This window comes from Ectopseudomonas oleovorans (assembly GCF_029845265.1).
Taxonomy (GTDB): Bacteria; Pseudomonadota; Gammaproteobacteria; order Pseudomonadales; family Pseudomonadaceae; genus Aquipseudomonas; species Aquipseudomonas oleovorans.
In genome coordinates, this window is record NZ_JAOCLK010000015.1 from 67,873 (window position 1) to 83,175 (window position 15,303).

A 15,303-nucleotide genomic window follows, 5' to 3' on the forward strand; every position below is an offset into this window, starting at 1 on the left:
AGGAAAATAGCGCTACAGCCTACTCCTGGCGCCATGCTCAGCGCCAGCGGCGCACCGACTTCTGGAAGAACAGACTGTTGGGCACCTGCAGCACGGCGCCAACGGCCTCTTCACTGAGATCCTGCAGGGTGGTGTAGAACAGGTTGATGGCGATGACCCGGCCTTTGACGCCTGGCTTGTCGGCACTGTCGATCACCTCGACCGTATCGCCGATACGAAACGGCCCCATGGTGAAGATCAGCAGCGCGCAGAACATGTTCGACAGCACGCTCCAGATGGCGAAGAACGCCACCGCCGCCACAGCGGTGAAGCCGGTCAGCGCTGTCCACAGCACGGTCGCGGAAACACCCAGGCGCTCAAGCACCATGAGCAGCGCGCTGCCCATGATCAGCCAGCGCACCAGGCCGCGCAGCGGCTGCAACACTTCAGGTGGCAGCAGGCTGTAGCGGTCGCCAAGGCGGCTGATGGCACGGGTGAGGATGCGCTGGGCAAACCATGCCAAAAAGATGATCAACAACACCTGGCCGGTGCGAATCAGCGGATCGCGCCAGGCCGTCAACAGTTCAAGCTGCTCCATCACTCGGCATCCTCCAGTTGCTGCTGCAACGCCTCCAGGGTTTCCAGTGCCAGCAGCCAGGTTTCTTCCAGTTCGGCCTCACGCGCCTTGAGCTGCGCCTGTTCGGCCAGACGCTGGCGCAGTTCGTCCTTGCGCGCGGCCTCGTACAGACCGCTGTCGCCCAGCTGGGTTTCAACCACGGCGAGCTTTTCCTGCACCTTGCCCAGCTCCTGTTCGAGCTTCTCGGCCTGTTTCTTGTGCGGCGCCAGTTGCTGGCGCAGCGCCGCCGCAGCCTGGCGCTGGGCACGCTTGTCGGTTTTCTCCGCCGCGCTGTCAGGCACTGCGCCGGGCGGTGCCTGGCGCTGGCGGTAGTCGATCAACCAACGCGCGTAGTCGTCCAGATCACCGTCGAACGGCACCACGCGGCCATCGGCGACCAGCAAAAACTCGTCGGTGGTGCTCTTGAGCAGGTGACGGTCGTGGGAGACCACCACCACGGCACCGGCGAACTCCTGCAAAGCCATGGTCAGTGCCAGGCGCATTTCCAGGTCGAGGTGGTTGGTCGGCTCATCGAGCAGCAGCAGATTGGGCTTGCCCCAGGCGATCAGCGCCAAGGCCAGACGTGCCTTCTCGCCACCGGAGAAGTTCACCACCGGCTCGTCGCAACGCGCGCCACGGAAGTCGAAGCCGCCGAGAAAATCGCGCAAGGTCTGCTCGCGCTCGCTGGGCGCCAGACGCTGCAGGTGCAGCAGCGGGCTGGCCTTGTCGTCCAGTGAATCGAGCTGATGCTGAGCGAAGTAGCCGATCACCAGGTTTTCGCCGCGGGTCAGGCTGCCACCGAGCGGCTGCAGTTCGGCCGACAGGTTCTTGATCAGCGTCGACTTGCCCGCACCATTGGGGCCGAGCAGGCCAATGCGCGCGCCGGGCACCAGGCTCAGCTTGACCTGCTGCAGCACGGTCTTGTCGCCATAACCGAGGCGACCTTCGCTGAGGCTGAGCAGTGGTGTGGAAATCTTGTCGGCCTCGCGGAAGACGAAGTCGAAGGGCGAGTCGACATGCGCCGCGCTCAGCTCTTCCATGCGCTCCAGGGCCTTGATCCGGCTCTGCGCCTGACGGGCCTTGGTGGCCTGGGCCTTGAAGCGGGCGATGTACTTTTCCATGTGCGCGCGCTGCGCCTGCTGCTTCTCGTAGGCCTGTTGCTGCTGGGCCAGACGCTCGGCACGGGTGCGCTCGAAGGCCGTGTAGCCGCCACGATAGAGGTTCAGCTTGCGCTGTTCGACATGGGCGACGTGGTCGACCACTGCATCGAGAAAATCGCGGTCATGGGAAATCAGCAGCAAGGTGCCGGGGTAGTTTTGCAGCCAGCCTTCCAGCCAGAGAATCGCGTCCAGATCCAGGTGGTTGGTCGGCTCGTCGAGCAGCAGCAGGTCGGACGGGCACATCAGCGCCTGGGCCAGGTTCAGGCGCATGCGCCAGCCACCGGAGAAGTCGCCGACGCGACGATCCATCTGCGCGTTCTCGAACCCCAGGCCGGCCAGCAGCTTGCGCGCACGGGCATCAGCGGTATAGCCGTCGGCGCTGTCCAGCTCGCTGTGCAGGCGAGCGATGGCCGCACCATCATGCGCCTGCTCGGCGGCAGCCAGTTCGGCCTGCACGCGGCGCAAGTTGTGATCGCCGTCGAGCACGTAATCCACCGCCAGCCGATCGAGGTTGTCGACCTCCTGACGCATATGGGCGATGCGCCAATCACCGGGCAGCAGGCAATCGCCGGCATCAGGCGTCAGCTCGCCACGCAACAGGGCGAACAGGCTGGATTTACCGGCGCCATTGGCACCGATCAGGCCGGCCTTGTGACCGGCGTGCAGGGTCAGCTCGGCGCCTTCGAGAAGACGCTGCGGGCCACGCTGTAGAGTGAGGTTCTGGAGTCGGATCATAATGGCGGCGGAGTCTACCAAATCGCCCCGGAGGCCGCGTGCAGGATCTGTGGAATTTCGCCCTCGAACTCTACGCCAGAGCAGGCGTGGAACAGGCCTGTCTGGAGTTGCAGGAAACAGGCAGTGACGTTTGCCTGCTGCTGACCGGTGCCTGGTTGCAGCGGCGCGGTGTGCGCTGCCTAGATGAGCGCCTGCAGGCACTGCAGCAAGCGGCTGCCCCTTGGCAACGCGAGGTGATCGCACCCTTGCGTCAGGTACGCCAAGACTGGCGCGCGAATGCAAGCCAGGATGCGGAACTGGCAGCCTTACGTGAGCAGGTCAAGAAACTGGAACTGCAGGCCGAGCGGGTATTGCTCGATCGTTTGCAGGCACTGGCCGAGAACTGGCCAAACGAGGCAGGCGGAGACGATTGGCTGATTCGCCTGGCCGGAGGGAACAGCGCCGCGCTGCAGGTGCTACGCGGCGCCGTTGATCGCCCTTAGGACGCGCTCGGAGTATCCGGGGCGGTGGCCCCATTGGTGGTCGCAGGAGCAGCAGGGGCGGCCGGAGCAACCGCTGCGGCGACTGGCTTGGCAACTGCTGGCTTGGCCGGAGCCTTCTTCGCCGGAGACTTGGCAGCGGCTGGTTTCTTCACCGCAGCCGGCTTGCTGACCGGTTTGCTCGCGGGTTTTGCAGGCGTGGCCTTGGCAGCCGGCTTAGCAGCAGCTTTGGCGACCGGTTTACTGGCTGCTGCGGGCTTGGCCGGTGCTTTTGCGGCAGCGGGTTTTGCCGCAACGGCCTTGCTGGCCGCAGGCTTGCTGGCTGCTGCCGGTTTCGCTACTGGCTTGGCGACGGGTTTACTCGCCGGTGTGGCAGCAACCGGTTTGGCCGGGGCCTTCTTCACGGGTGCTTTCGCCGCAGCAGGCTTTTTCGCCGCGCTCGGCTTGGCGGCCGGAGCAGCGGCCTTGGCCTCACGCACATCCAACGCCTTGCCGGCAGCTTCCTTCACCTTGCCTACGCCCTGGGCCAGCTTCAGGCTTTCCTGAGCATCACGCTTGAGCTGGGCGATGTAGGTGCGGGTTTCGCTCTGGCTGGCCTTGAGCGAGTCGAGCAGTTCCTCCAACTCGGCGACTGCGTCCTTGGCTTTGGCTTGCGCCTTGGCCTTGCCGGCAACAGCAGCCTCCTGCAGCTTGCTGCGAGCCTTGTGCAGTTTTTCCTGCGCCTTGCCGCGCTGCTTCTCCAGCTTGGCGAGCAGTTTCTCGGCGTCAATCAGCGCTTGCGAGCAGGCATTTTCCAGGTGTTCGAGCAGGCTGGCAGACAGTTGGTGCAGCAGGTGCAACGGGGTAGTGATGGACTTCTTCTTGGCCGACATGGCGCGCCTCCTGGCGGATGTGAACGCGCCCATACTAGACGCAGCCGCGAGGGCTCGCCATAGGCCTTTTGGCGAGCCGAGCAGATGCCGAACCGCGCTGGCATAATCGCCGAGACCTTTTGCCGTTTCAGCGCACGCTGCGGCGCCGCGTAACCTCAACAGCCCCTAAGCATCTCGATCGGGAGACACCGTAATGAGCCGCGCCGTAATCGCCGCCCTCGCTATCTGCTGCAGCCTGGGCGTGCAGGCCGACCAGCACCAGCAGGATCTGGCCTACAGCTTGGGCGTACGCCTTGGCGAGCGCCTGCACGAAGAGGTGCCTGACCTGCCACTGAGCGAGCTGCTCGAAGGCTTGCGCCAGGCCTACGAGGGCAAGCCCTTGCGACTCGACGCAGGTCGAATCGAGCAGCTGCTGGATGAACACGAAGCGCGTATCGAAGCCTCGCCACAGCGCCAGAGCAAAGCTATCGAGGCCGAGCAGCGTTTTCTCGCCGAGCAACGTCGCCGCCCTGACGTACGGGCGCTGGCCAACGGCGTACTGGTGACCGAACTCAGCCCTGGCAGCGGTCCCATGCCCACCGCTCGCAGCCGAGTACAGGTGAGCTACCGCGGCGAACTGGCGGACGGCAGCGTCTTCGACGAGAGCAGCACACCGCAGTGGTTTCGCCTGGATAGCCTGATCGGCGGCTGGCGCAGCGCACTGCTGCAAATGCCGAAAGGCGCTCACTGGCGCCTGGTGATTCCATCGGATCAGGCTTACGGGGAAGAAGGTGCGGGCGACCTGATACCGCCCTATGCGCCACTGGTGTTCGATCTACGCCTGCTCGACGTGGCCGACTGAAGGCCAGCCTGCCGGCCTGATGCCGATCCGATCAGGTTGCTGACGCGGCCTTGCGTAGGAGCCCCGCCCCGGGGCGAAGCTTTTCAAGTGCGCTCAAGTGCGCACCGTCCGGATTCGCGGCGAGGCGCCGCTCCTACAAATTTGATGCGGCGACGCTTGACTGACTGGCGTCAGCCTGACGGCCCGGAGTGCTCCGGACCATTGCCAGCACGGGCTCAGAGCGCTTCGGCGGCCTGTTCCTGATGAGCGTTGTGCAGCACTTCAATCAGGCAGTCTTCCAACTCGAAGCGCTCGTGCAGTAACTGCCCCAGATGATTGAGCTCCGCCACCAGTGATGTACTGTCGCGGCAGTCGCCATTGTCGCAGTGGTCGTTGAACGCCAGCGCGACCGCCGTAATGGCTTCGATACGCGGGTAGATCTGCTTGGCCAACTCCAGACCACGTTGGTCGTTGAAGGCCTTGGCCTCGTTGGTCAGCTGCTCGTAGACCTCGAAGTGACCGGCAGACACGTAATCCACCAGCAACTCGCAGAAGCCCTGCAGAGACTCACAGTTGATTGCTGGCGCCTGCGGCGCCTTGGTAAGGGCGGTGTAAGCCAGCACAAGTTCGCGGCGCTCACCCAACCAGCGATCGATCAACTGGTGAACCCCACCCCAACGTTCCTGTGCGTTCCGGCAACTCTCAAGCATGATGAACCTCGCTTCCCTTATCGATAATGCCTGTTATACGTCCGCTCCCGAGACGTTTTTCTGTCAATCGGTGCTTGACCTTGGGAAGGCAACCGCAAATTGGCATTTTTCCGGCGGTGCGTGCGAGCCAGATTATGCTCGTGGACACCCACCATCAAGGCATCGCCGTGAGAAAGTTTCATACGACCGTTTAATCCCGAAGCCACGACCCGCGTGGCTTCGTACAATTCGCATTCTCAATCGCGACGCAGCAGCTGGAACAGGCAGAAACCGAGCATGCCGATGAAACCCAGCAGGCTCCACTCGGGGATGCTCATGCCAAACAGCGTCCACTTCACCTCGGCACAGTCAGCGCTCCCCTGGAACACCAGGCGCACGATGTCCTGCATCGGCAGGGCTTCCATCATGAACTCGAAGCTGGGCAGGCAGGCTTCGAGCTGATCGGCCGGCACGCTCTGCAGCCAGATCTGCCGGCCAGCGGTAGCGGCGCCAGCGCCGGCGAACAGCAGTGCCAGCACCGCATAGATGCGACGACCGAGACTCCCCGGCCCATGGAGCGCAGCGATCAGGCAGACCACGCCGAACAGAATCACGCAGATTCGCTGCAGCACGCACATCGGGCAGGGTTCCAGGCCGACGACATGTTCCAGGTACAACGCAGCCGCCATCAGCAGTACGCAGCCGATGAATGCCAGGAAAAACAGGGGACGCGGGCTGGCCAAGTGCATGGTGGCTCCGGGAGGGAAATCGAGGGCAGTACGGTAGAGGAAAGCGAGGGCGCCTTTCAAGGCGCCCCATGACTCAGAGCAGGCTGCTCATCATGCCCGAACGCCCCTCCGTCCGTACGGCGAGTGCGCTGCGGCAATCAGCCGCATCCATTCAGGCCGTCACGCCCTGCGGTTGTGGCAGCGGTGGCAAGCCCTGATGCAACAGGCCGAGGCTCTCCAGCAACAGCTGATTGCTGCGTTCCAACTCGCCCAATTGCGCCAGCAGACGCGCCAGCTCGGCGCAGGTTTCCGGGTGGCGCTCGAGCTTCAGACTGGTCTCGAAATAGTCTCGCGCCTTGCCCCACAACTGGTTCTGCAGGCTCAGACGGCCCAGGGTCAACAGCAGGGCAGGATCCTGCGGATGCTGCTTGAGCCAGAGTTCGGCCGTTTGCAGCTGACGCGCCGGGTCGGCACCACGCAGCACACCGTAGAAGCGCGCCAGACGGCTGTCGTAACCACGCTTGAGCGCACTGCGCAGCACTTCCTCGGCTTCTTCCTGCGCGCCCAGTCGACGCAGTTGCTCGACATAGGTGGCGATCAGCTCAGGCTCCTGACGCAGTGACGCGGACAGCTGCTGCCAGGCTTGCGTCAGCGGCTGAAGTGCAGTTTCGCCATGGCCCTGGCCAGCCAGGCCGGCATCGGCCAGGCGACCACGCCAGGTTTCGCGCTCCAGTTCGTCGAGTTCTGCGGCGGGCAGCGCCTTTTCCTTGCGCAACTCGGGCAGCAAGCCAAGTAGTGCCGACCAGTCCTGGCGCTGCAGATACAGACGCTGCAATTGTCGCAGCACCAGGTGATGGCCTGGGTGGCGCTCACGCATGGCCTGCAGGGTTTCCAGTGCCGCATCGCTGTCGCCGCGGTTACGCTGCAGTTCGGCGTGGGTTAGGGCAATCGCCAGCTCGGCCTGGGGTTGCTTGTTCAGTGCGCGTTCGAGCAATGCGTCGCTCTGCTCGTGATCGCCAAGCTTGCTGGCGGCACGAGCAGCGCCGAGGTAATACATCAATGGTTGACTGTCGGCTTCGGCGGCACGGGTCAGTTGACGCTGGGCACGCGCCCAGCGACCTTCGGCCAGGTCGAGCATGCCCTGCTCGGAAGCCAGGCGCACACGGCGGTTACGATGCAGACGCGACCAGGGGTTGGCCAGCCGTGTCGAGCTGAGCAACAAACGCAGTGTCCACTTGATCAGGTAGTACAGCACCACCACGACCACCAGCAGGCCAAGGAATGCCCACAGGCCGGACTGGTATCGGAAGCCCTGGTAGGCGAACAGCACATAACCGCGGTCGGCCTCGATGGCCAGACTGAGCAGATACAGCCCGGCGGCGATGGCCAGCAGTAACAGGAGCCAGAGCAGGCGTCTCATTGCGCCTCCTCGGCCGCGGCGGCCCCCTGCCGGCGTTGCGCCTGTTTGCGTTGCAGGTAGGCCTGCAGCGCATCGAGCGAGTCGCTCAGGTCCGGCACCTTGACCTCGATGCTGGCGTCAGCCAGCTCGCCGAAGCGCTGACGCAGGGCGCGGCTGTCCGGGTTGTCCAGATTGAAGTGGGCATCGAGGATTTCCTCGGCCTGTTTCAGCGACTGCTGGTAAACACCGGTCTGACCATGCAGTGCGGCCCACTGCGCCTGTTCCAGCGCCAGCGACAGGCTCAGGCGAACCTGCGACAGGCTCTGTCCGGACAGCAGTGGACGTACGTTGCGATCGGCGTCGAACTCGATACGGAAGTAGTCGGAAAGCTTTTTCGCCCATTCGCTCCACCAGGCACTGCCATCGCCTTCGGCGGCCAGTTCCGAGAGCACATCGCCCTGCCCTTCGAAGGTCGGCGCCAATGGATTGAGGGTAGCGGCCTGCTCACGCAAGGCGCCCAGCTGCAGGAACAGGCCGACGCGGTCCGGGCGTTCGGTGGTGCGCAGGGCTTCGAGACTACGGCTGAGCTGCTCACGGGCGGCGAATGCGGCAGGGTCGTCCTGCTCGCGGAGGATTTCATCGGCGGCCAGTACCAGCGCTTCGGCGCTGGCCACATCCTGCAATGCCGACAACCGCAGGGTTGCCAGACGCAGCAAGTGCTCGGCTTCATCAAGACGCCAATCCTGGCGGCTACCATCGAGCACGCTTTCCAGGCGCTGGCTCATGCGCTGCTGATCGTTCTGCAGGTTGGCCAGCAGGCGACGGCGCTCGTCCAGCTCGGCCGCACTGGGCAGGGCGGACAGACGCGAATCGAGGCGTTGGGCCAGCTCATCCACTTTCTTCGCACTGTCATCACGGGTGCGCTGCAGGTCTTCGGCCTGCTGCAGGTCCCTGCTCTGCATTGCATGCAGTTGCCACAGGCTCCAGCCGCCAGCACCGGCGCCAGCCAAGCCAATCAGCAGGGCGAATGCGGCAAGGCCGCTGCCACCGCCACTGCGTGGTATGCTCGCTGGCGCAGCAGCAGGCGTGGGTTTCACGGCGTCGCTGGCCGGTTGTTCTTCTGGCGTGTTCGGGGTGGATGCTTCGCTCACGTATCCGTCCTTTTAGAGGGCGGCAGCCGGAAACTGCTCCAGCGCTGCCTGCAAGGCCGCGGCACTGGCGCCGCGACAGTCCACAACGATCTGCGCACCCGCCGCGCGGGCCTGTTCGGCAACGCGCGGGCTGGGTACGAACAAGGGTAGCCGAGCCAAGGCCGACCAGTCATCGCCAGCGAGCTGCAACAGATGCTGGAAACCCTGTCCACTGCTGACAACCAGGCCGTTCAGGCGTTCCGCTCGCACCTGTCGGCTCAGTTCGCCCGGCGCATACTGCGGCAGCACACGGCGATACAGTGGCAGATAGTCGACGGTCACGCCCCGGCTGCGCAAACGCTCGGCGAGCAACTCCCGGCCACCTTCGCCGCGCAGGATCAGCACGCGCGGCAGAGTTGCACCAGCAATCGCCCGGTGCAGCGCAGGTAGCGCGAGCAGCGCCTCGCTGTCATCGCCCGCGTCGGGAAAATACACGCGCAGCCCCTGCTCGGCGAGCACCGCAGCAGTGGCGGCACCGACACTGAACCAGGGCAGATCGGGCTGTGGCGCAGCATGCCGAGCCAAGAGCTGCAGGCCGATGCGGGCGGCGGGCTTGCTCACCACGATCACCGCGCAGTAGCGCTGCAGATCGGCGAAGACGCCGAGCTGCTCGGGCGTTTCATCCAGCGCCTCGATGGCCAGCAGCGGCATGCAGTGACTGGCGATACCCTGCGCGGCCAGGGTCTGCGCCAGCGCCGCACAGTCCTCGGCAGGACGGGTCAGCAACAGGCGCCAGGCGCTCAAGGGTGGCCGGCCTCGCCGTAAACGGCCTGGAGAATGGCATCGGCCCCTTGCGCCAGCAGCGCCTCGGCGACACGCACGCCCAGAGCCTCGGCGTCGCTGCTGGCGGCACGGGCTTCAGCACGCAGCAGCAGGCCGCCATCCGGTTGACCAACCAGACCACGCAGCCAAAGCTGGTCGTCTTCGAGCAGGGCGTAGCAGGCGATGGGCACCTGGCAACCTCCATTGAGATGTTTGTTCAGCGCACGCTCGGCAGTGACGCGCAGCGCGGTTTCACGGTGATGCAGCGGCGCCAGCAAGGCATGCACGTCAACGTCGGCACTGCGGCATTCGATACCCACCGCCCCCTGGCCGCCGGCCGGCAAGCTGTCTTCGGCGCTGATCGAACTGCGGATGCGGTCCTCGAAACCCAGACGAATCAGGCCTGCTGCAGCGAGGATGATCGCGTCGTACTCGCCGGCATCAAGCTTGGCCAGGCGGGTATTGACGTTGCCGCGCAGGAACTGGATTTTCAGATCAGGCCGGCGCGCCAGCAATTGCGCCTGACGGCGCAGGCTGGAGGTGCCGACCACGCTGCCGGCCGGCAGTGCATCGAGGCTCTCGTAGGTAGTGGAAACGAAGGCGTCACGCGGATCTTCGCGCTCACAGATGCAGAAAAGACCCAGGCCTTCAGGGAAGTCCATCGGCACATCCTTCATCGAGTGCACGGCGATGTCGGCCTCATTTTCCAGCAGGGCGGTCTCCAGCTCCTTGACGAACAGACCCTTGCCGCCGATTTTCGCCAGTGGCGCGTCGAGCAACTTGTCGCCACGACTGACCATCGGCACCAGGCTGACCTTCAGGCCGGGATGCGCCTGCTCCAGACGGGCTTTGACATACTCGGCCTGCCACAGGGCCAGGGCGCTCTTACGGGTGGCAATGCGAATTTCGCGGGACATGGGGCAATTCCAGAAAACCGATTGCCGCGAATCATAACAGGCTCGCTCCGCGCCGGCAGACGGTGGCGGCCATAGGCCGCAGCCGACGCCCCCCTTTAGAGAGACTGCATCAGCTTGCGTACACCGGCGACATGACGGCGGCTGACCACCAGCGAGTCGCCATCCAACCCCTTGAGGAACAGCTGGAAATGCCCAAGCGGCGTGCGCTGCAGGCGCTCGATACGCTCGCGCGCCACCAGCGCATTACGGTGAATCCGTACGAAGCGATCACCGAATTCGTCTTCCAGCGCCTTGAGCGGTTCGTCCAGCAGGACTTCGCCGCCCTCATGACGCAGGGTCACGTATTTGTGATCAGCGATGAAATAGACCACGTGCTCCAGCGGAATCAGCTCGATGCCCTTGCGGGTACGGGCGCTGATGTGGGTTCGCGGGCCACCGCCCGTCTCGGCCGCAGGACGGGTCAGCGCCGCCAGTTGCACGCGATTGGGCCGCTCGGCCTTTTTCAGGGCATCGCTGAGGCTTTCAGGGCGTACCGGTTTGACCAGATAGCCAACGGCACTGACCTGGAAGGCTTCCAGGGCAAATTCATCGTGAGCCGTGCAAAAGATCACCGCCGGCGGCGCCTCGCGCTCGCACAGCTTGGCCGCGACCTGCAGGCCGTCGAGGCCGGGCATGCGGATATCCAGCAGGACCACATCCGGCTTGAGGCTATCGATCAGGGTCAGGGCCTGCTCGCCATTGCTGGCGGCGGGCTCCAGGACCCGGTAACCCTCGAGCTCACCGACCATGCGGCTGAGGCGCTCGCGGGCAAGGGGTTCGTCATCGACGATCAGGACATTCATATTGCTCTGGCTTCCTGCGTGAGTCTCGCACAAGGATAGCGTAGACAGCTGTAATGACGGCCGTCACGACGCTCCACGCTGAGACTCGCGCGCGGCCCAAAAAGTGCCGCCAGACGCGCGTCGATATTACCCAGCGCTTGTTGCGTTCCCCGTGACGGGTGCTGTTCGCCCCGGTCTTCATACGGATTGCTGACACACAAGCTGAACACACCATCCTGGTAATCCGCTTCGACCCGCACCAGGCCACCTTCGATACGTGGCGCGATGCCATAGATCAGCGCATTTTCCAAAAGAGGCTGCAGGGTCAACTGGGGAATCGGCAGATCCTCCGGCACACCTTCGACCTCCCACTGCAACTGTAGTCGCTCGCCGAGCCGATAGTGCTCGATCGACAGATATCGTTTCGCCAGTTCCAGTTCCTCTTTCCACGACACCAGCGTGCCAGGCTTGGCCAGGCTGGCACGAAACAGATCGGACAGATCCAGCACCGCCTGCTCGGCCTTGGCCGGGTCGACCACCACCAGGCTGGCGATACTGTTGAGGCTGTTGAACAGGAAGTGCGGGCGAATCCGCGCCTGCAACGACTCGATGCGCGCACGCAACTCGGCCTGCTCCTGCCGACGCCATTGGCTCTGCAGATAGAAATAGCGTAGCAGCAGTGCAGACATGATCAGGCTGATCAGCGCGTGGCGCAGATAAAGATTTACCTCACCACTACGCGGCAGCGGTCCACCCAGCTCGTAATAGTCGGCCACCGCGGTGCAGCTCAAGGTCAGCACCACCACCAGCGCGCAGCACAGCACCCCAGCCAACGCCGGGCGCAGGCGCGCCAGCAGCGGGCGCAGACGGCATAGCACAGCGGCCGAAAGCAGCACGATCCACTGCACGAACAAGGACGTTAGGGCCAGGCGTACCCAGTCGAAACCCGGCGTCATCGGTTCGGCGAGCACCAGTACCAGCACCAGCAATTCGGCCAGCAGCACCATGCTCAGCAGCGCTTCGGGCTGGCACAGTTCGGGGACGAAGAAGTCGTCGATAGCGGCGTTGTATTTGTTCTTGGTAGAAGATTGTCTGTGCATCGACGCAGTTTCCTTGTCGCCCTGCGAGCCGGCAAGCCAGACGGCCCCAGCCGGACAAAATAAAGCACCGAAATGCCGCCTTCAGGGCAATATTGTGAAGCAGCCGACAACGCCATCGAACGCCCAACGGCGAACGCGCCCCGGCGAAACGCCTGCCGACCCTGTTATTATCGACCCACTTTGTCCGCCATGCTGGCCGCCAACGTGGCCTGCCCGATCCAGAGCACTAATCATGAGCAGCGAAAAAACCAACCAATCCTGGGGCGGCCGCTTCAGTGAACCTGTCGACGCCTTCGTCGCCCGCTTCACCGCCTCGGTGGAATTCGACAAGCGCCTGTACCGCCACGACATCATGGGCTCCATCGCCCACGCGACCATGCTGGCCAAGGTCGGCGTGCTCAGCGACGCCGAGCGTGACGCCATCATCGATGGCCTCAAGCAGATCCAGAGCGAGATCGAGGCCGGCCAGTTCGACTGGCGCGTCGACCTGGAAGACGTGCACATGAACATCGAGGCGCGTCTGACCGAGCGCATCGGCGTGACCGGCAAGAAGCTGCATACCGGCCGTTCGCGTAACGACCAGGTGGCCACCGACATTCGCCTGTGGCTGCGTGACGAGATCGACCTGATCCTGGCCGAGATCACCCGCCTGCAGCAGGGCCTGCTGGGCCTGGCCGAAGCCGAGGCAGACACCATCATGCCCGGCTTCACCCACCTGCAGACCGCCCAGCCGGTGACCTTCGGTCATCATCTGCTGGCCTGGTTCGAGATGCTCTCGCGCGACTACGAACGCCTGGTCGACTGCCGCAAGCGCACCAATCGCATGCCGCTGGGCTCGGCGGCACTGGCCGGCACCACCTATCCAATCCAGCGTGAAATCACCGCCGAACTGCTGGGCTTCGATGCCGTGGGCGGCAACTCCCTGGACGGCGTGTCGGATCGTGACTTCGCCATCGAATTCTGCGCCGCTGCCTCCCTGGCGATGATGCACCTGTCGCGCTTCTCCGAAGAGCTGGTGCTGTGGACCAGCGCCCAGTTCCAGTTCATCGACCTGCCGGATCGTTTCTGCACCGGCTCCTCGATCATGCCGCAGAAAAAGAACCCGGACGTGCCCGAGCTGGTGCGCGGCAAGACCGGCCGCGTGTTCGGCGCCCTGACCGGCCTGTTGACCCTGATGAAAGGCCAGCCGCTGGCCTACAACAAGGACAACCAGGAAGACAAGGAACCGCTGTTCGACGCCGCCGACACCCTGCGCGACAGCCTGCGCGCCTTTGCCGACATGGTGCCGGCGATCAAACCCAAGCGCGAGATCATGCGCGAGGCGGCGCTGCGCGGCTTCTCCACCGCCACCGACCTGGCCGATTACCTGGTACGCAAGGGCCTGCCGTTTCGCGACTGCCACGAGATCGTCGGCCATGCGGTGAAGTACGGCGTGCAGACCGGCAAGGATCTGGCCGAGATGAGCCTGGACGAACTGCGCCAGTTCAGCGACCAGATCGAAGACGACGTGTTCGCCGTACTGACCCTGGAAGGCTCGGTCGGCGCCCGCGACCATATCGGCGGCACCGCCCCGAGGCAGGTGCGCGCCGCCGTGGTGCGTGGCCGCGAACTGCTGGCGAGCCGCTAAGCAGCGTTCGTGGGAGGCGCTTCAGCGGCGACAGTCGCGGCTGAAGCCCCTCCCACCACGCCAAGGAGAAACCCATGCCCCTCACCATCCGCCCCGCCACCCCTGACGACGCCGAGCTGATCCTGCGTTTCATCACCGAACTGGCCATCTATGAAAAAGCCGAGCATGAGGTCAAGACCGATGCTGCCGGCATCCGTGACAGCCTGTTCGCCGAAGGCAGCACCGCCCACGGTCTGATCTGCGAAAACGACGGCCAGCCCATCGGCTACGCGGTATATTTCTTCAACTACTCCACCTGGCTGGGCAAACACGGTCTTTATCTGGAAGACCTCTACGTCAGCCCAGACGCTCGGGGCCTGGGCGCTGGCAAAGCGCTGCTGCGCCACCTGGCACAACTGGCAGTCGCACGCGGCTGCGGCCGCTTCGAATGGTCAGTGCTGGACTGGAATACCCCCGCCATCGACTTCTACGAATCCTTCGGCGCCCGCCCGCAGAGCGAATGGACCACCTATCGCCTGACCGGCCAGGCCTTGCTGGATTTCGCTGCCGACACTCCATGAGGAATAACAGATGAGCGAACACGACGACCACGCAGACGAAGACTTCGCCGAAGCCACCTTGATCCAGGCCATCGAGAATCAGCTGGAAAGTGGTGAGCCGGCCGCCGCCACGGCGGTGTACAACAAGCTGACACTGGTCGGTTATGCGCGTGAGGAAATCCTCGAACTGATGGCCCTGGTGCTGGCCCACGAAGTCGACGCCATGCTGCGCGAGGATCGCCCCTTTGATGGTACCTGGTACGAGCAGGCGCTACGCGCCCTGCCGGAACTGCCGGCGGAAAGCTGATTCTCACCCACCCGCAACGCGGCGATGGTCAGAGCCCGGCACATGGATCTACACTGCAGGAGCGCCACAACAACAAGACGGAGTCACCATGAAGGTATTCACCGCTGACCTGATCGACGAGCTGGAAATCCTCGCCCTGTATAACCTGGACAACCACCAGGAGGGGCTCAAGGTGCATAACAACGCTTCATTCAAAGCGCAGGGCGCCATCACCCGTCTTTATGAAAAAGGCCTGGTGAGCCAGGCCGATGGCGGCTACCTGACCAGCCTGGGCATCGATGCTGCCGAACACGCACAATGCCTGCTGACCATCCTGTCGAACCGCCAGGCCACCTCCGCCTGATCCAAACCGCCGCCACTCTACCCGCGAATGGGATAGGCATAACGCCCCACCGCGAATCAGAGCGTCGCACAGCAGATGTGCCGCGCTCTGGGCGGTGCATCTGCGCAAGACTGCTCAGCCATGACTGTTCGGCATCGCCGGTCGCTCTTCAGCGAGCGACATAACGGGCGATATAACAATCAGGCACTGCACTGACGGGCACGCCGCTGATAGGCTTGCC

General features: G+C 64.1%; 17 protein-coding genes. 6 read left to right on the forward strand and 11 right to left on the reverse strand.

The window, feature by feature from the left end; genetic code table 11:
• Positions 1–37: 37 nt before the first annotated feature.
• A complete protein-coding gene (locus tag N5J71_RS10210; protein WP_279916809.1) occupies positions 38–577 on the reverse strand; it encodes a mechanosensitive ion channel family protein in 540 nt (179 codons plus the stop codon).
• Entirely contained in the window at positions 577–2,490 is a 1,914-nt protein-coding gene (locus tag N5J71_RS10215; RefSeq protein WP_279916810.1) for an ATP-binding cassette domain-containing protein, read from the reverse strand. Before N5J71_RS10215 ends, N5J71_RS10210 begins: the two co-directional genes overlap by 1 nt.
• A 38-nt stretch (positions 2,491–2,528) precedes the next feature.
• On the opposite strand from N5J71_RS10215, the gene N5J71_RS10220 reads away from it, so the two are divergent.
• Positions 2,529–2,972, forward strand: coding sequence for a TIGR02444 family protein (locus tag N5J71_RS10220; RefSeq protein WP_074857555.1), 444 nt, complete (start codon positions 2,529–2,531; stop codon positions 2,970–2,972).
• Here N5J71_RS10220 and N5J71_RS10225 read toward each other — a convergent pair.
• Entirely contained in the window at positions 2,969–3,841 is an 873-nt protein-coding gene (locus tag N5J71_RS10225) for an AlgP family protein (protein ID WP_003458590.1), read from the reverse strand. The genes N5J71_RS10220 and N5J71_RS10225 overlap by 4 nt on opposite strands.
• A 193-nt stretch (positions 3,842–4,034) precedes the next feature.
• Here N5J71_RS10225 and N5J71_RS10230 point away from each other — a divergent pair, with 193 nt between their 5' ends.
• Positions 4,035–4,682: an FKBP-type peptidyl-prolyl cis-trans isomerase gene (locus tag N5J71_RS10230; RefSeq protein WP_003458589.1), complete on the forward strand. Its 648-nt coding sequence runs from the start codon at positions 4,035–4,037 to the stop codon at positions 4,680–4,682.
• Positions 4,683–4,897: 215 nt separating this feature from the next.
• Here the strand turns inward: N5J71_RS10230 and N5J71_RS10235 are convergent, their stop codons facing one another.
• From N5J71_RS10235 to N5J71_RS10270, 8 genes are all read right to left on the reverse strand, one after another.
• Positions 4,898–5,371, reverse strand: a complete 474-nt coding sequence (locus N5J71_RS10235; RefSeq protein WP_055984557.1) for an Rsd/AlgQ family anti-sigma factor — start codon at positions 5,369–5,371, stop codon at positions 4,898–4,900.
• Between the two features lie 236 nt (positions 5,372–5,607).
• A complete protein-coding gene (locus N5J71_RS10240; RefSeq protein ID WP_084341071.1) occupies positions 5,608–6,099 on the reverse strand; it encodes a disulfide bond formation protein B in 492 nt (163 codons plus the stop codon).
• Positions 6,100–6,250: 151 nt separating this feature from the next.
• The gene (locus tag N5J71_RS10245) at positions 6,251–7,498 is read right to left on the reverse strand and encodes a heme biosynthesis HemY N-terminal domain-containing protein (protein ID WP_279916811.1); all 1,248 of its coding nucleotides are present in this window, start codon (positions 7,496–7,498) and stop codon (positions 6,251–6,253) included.
• Positions 7,495–8,628 (reverse strand): uroporphyrinogen-III C-methyltransferase, encoded by a 1,134-nt coding sequence (locus N5J71_RS10250; protein ID WP_279916812.1) that lies wholly within the window; start codon positions 8,626–8,628, stop codon positions 7,495–7,497. The genes N5J71_RS10245 and N5J71_RS10250 overlap by 4 nt, the downstream gene beginning before the upstream one ends.
• A gap of 12 nt (positions 8,629–8,640) precedes the next feature.
• The gene (locus N5J71_RS10255; RefSeq protein WP_279916813.1) at positions 8,641–9,411 is read right to left on the reverse strand and encodes a uroporphyrinogen-III synthase; all 771 of its coding nucleotides are present in this window, start codon (positions 9,409–9,411) and stop codon (positions 8,641–8,643) included.
• Complete coding sequence (hemC, locus tag N5J71_RS10260; protein WP_279916814.1) at positions 9,408–10,346, reverse strand: hydroxymethylbilane synthase; 939 nt, start codon at positions 10,344–10,346, stop codon at positions 9,408–9,410. The genes N5J71_RS10255 and hemC overlap by 4 nt, the downstream gene beginning before the upstream one ends.
• 95 nt (positions 10,347–10,441) lie before the next feature.
• Positions 10,442–11,188, reverse strand: a complete 747-nt coding sequence (locus N5J71_RS10265) for a LytR/AlgR family response regulator transcription factor (protein ID WP_147810169.1) — start codon at positions 11,186–11,188, stop codon at positions 10,442–10,444.
• Positions 11,185–12,267 carry a sensor histidine kinase gene (locus tag N5J71_RS10270; RefSeq protein ID WP_257597900.1) on the reverse strand — a complete coding sequence of 361 codons (1,083 nt, stop codon included), beginning with the start codon at positions 12,265–12,267 and terminating at the stop codon, positions 11,185–11,187. Before N5J71_RS10270 ends, N5J71_RS10265 begins: the two co-directional genes overlap by 4 nt.
• Before the next feature lie 232 nt (positions 12,268–12,499).
• On the opposite strand from N5J71_RS10270, the gene argH reads away from it, so the two are divergent.
• The 4 genes from argH to N5J71_RS10290 all read left to right on the forward strand — a co-directional run bounded on the left by argH (position 12,500) and on the right by N5J71_RS10290 (position 15,083).
• The gene (gene argH, locus N5J71_RS10275) at positions 12,500–13,894 is read left to right on the forward strand and encodes an argininosuccinate lyase (RefSeq protein WP_257597901.1); all 1,395 of its coding nucleotides are present in this window, start codon (positions 12,500–12,502) and stop codon (positions 13,892–13,894) included.
• A gap of 74 nt (positions 13,895–13,968) precedes the next feature.
• Positions 13,969–14,454: a GNAT family N-acetyltransferase gene (locus N5J71_RS10280; protein ID WP_257597902.1), complete on the forward strand. Its 486-nt coding sequence runs from the start codon at positions 13,969–13,971 to the stop codon at positions 14,452–14,454.
• 10 nt (positions 14,455–14,464) lie between these two features.
• Positions 14,465–14,740 carry a hypothetical protein gene (locus N5J71_RS10285; RefSeq protein ID WP_230926284.1) on the forward strand — a complete coding sequence of 92 codons (276 nt, stop codon included), beginning with the start codon at positions 14,465–14,467 and terminating at the stop codon, positions 14,738–14,740.
• Positions 14,741–14,828: 88 nt separating this feature from the next.
• Positions 14,829–15,083 (forward strand): TIGR02647 family protein, encoded by a 255-nt coding sequence (locus tag N5J71_RS10290; protein ID WP_257597904.1) that lies wholly within the window; start codon positions 14,829–14,831, stop codon positions 15,081–15,083.
• The last annotated feature ends 220 nt before the right edge of the window (positions 15,084–15,303 follow it).

Coding starts and splice junctions, on each gene's coding strand:
- N5J71_RS10210 (WP_279916809.1), bottom strand. CDS start 577: ATGGAGCAGCTTGAACTGTTGACGGCCTGGCGCGATCCGCTGATTCGC.
- N5J71_RS10215 (WP_279916810.1), bottom strand. CDS start 2,490: ATGATCCGACTCCAGAACCTCACTCTACAGCGTGGCCCGCAGCGTCTT.
- N5J71_RS10225 (WP_003458590.1), bottom strand. CDS start 3,841: ATGTCGGCCAAGAAGAAGTCCATCACTACCCCGTTGCACCTGCTGCAC.
- N5J71_RS10230 (WP_003458589.1), top strand. CDS start 4,035: ATGAGCCGCGCCGTAATCGCCGCCCTCGCTATCTGCTGCAGCCTGGGC.
- N5J71_RS10235 (WP_055984557.1), bottom strand. CDS start 5,371: ATGCTTGAGAGTTGCCGGAACGCACAGGAACGTTGGGGTGGGGTTCAC.
- N5J71_RS10240 (WP_084341071.1), bottom strand. CDS start 6,099: ATGCACTTGGCCAGCCCGCGTCCCCTGTTTTTCCTGGCATTCATCGGC.
- N5J71_RS10245 (WP_279916811.1), bottom strand. CDS start 7,498: ATGAGACGCCTGCTCTGGCTCCTGTTACTGCTGGCCATCGCCGCCGGG.
- hemC (WP_279916814.1), bottom strand. CDS start 10,346: ATGTCCCGCGAAATTCGCATTGCCACCCGTAAGAGCGCCCTGGCCCTG.
- N5J71_RS10265 (WP_147810169.1), bottom strand. CDS start 11,188: ATGAATGTCCTGATCGTCGATGACGAACCCCTTGCCCGCGAGCGCCTC.
- N5J71_RS10270 (WP_257597900.1), bottom strand. CDS start 12,267: ATGCACAGACAATCTTCTACCAAGAACAAATACAACGCCGCTATCGAC.
- argH (WP_257597901.1), top strand. CDS start 12,500: ATGAGCAGCGAAAAAACCAACCAATCCTGGGGCGGCCGCTTCAGTGAA.
- N5J71_RS10280 (WP_257597902.1), top strand. CDS start 13,969: ATGCCCCTCACCATCCGCCCCGCCACCCCTGACGACGCCGAGCTGATC.
- N5J71_RS10285 (WP_230926284.1), top strand. CDS start 14,465: ATGAGCGAACACGACGACCACGCAGACGAAGACTTCGCCGAAGCCACC.
- N5J71_RS10290 (WP_257597904.1), top strand. CDS start 14,829: ATGAAGGTATTCACCGCTGACCTGATCGACGAGCTGGAAATCCTCGCC.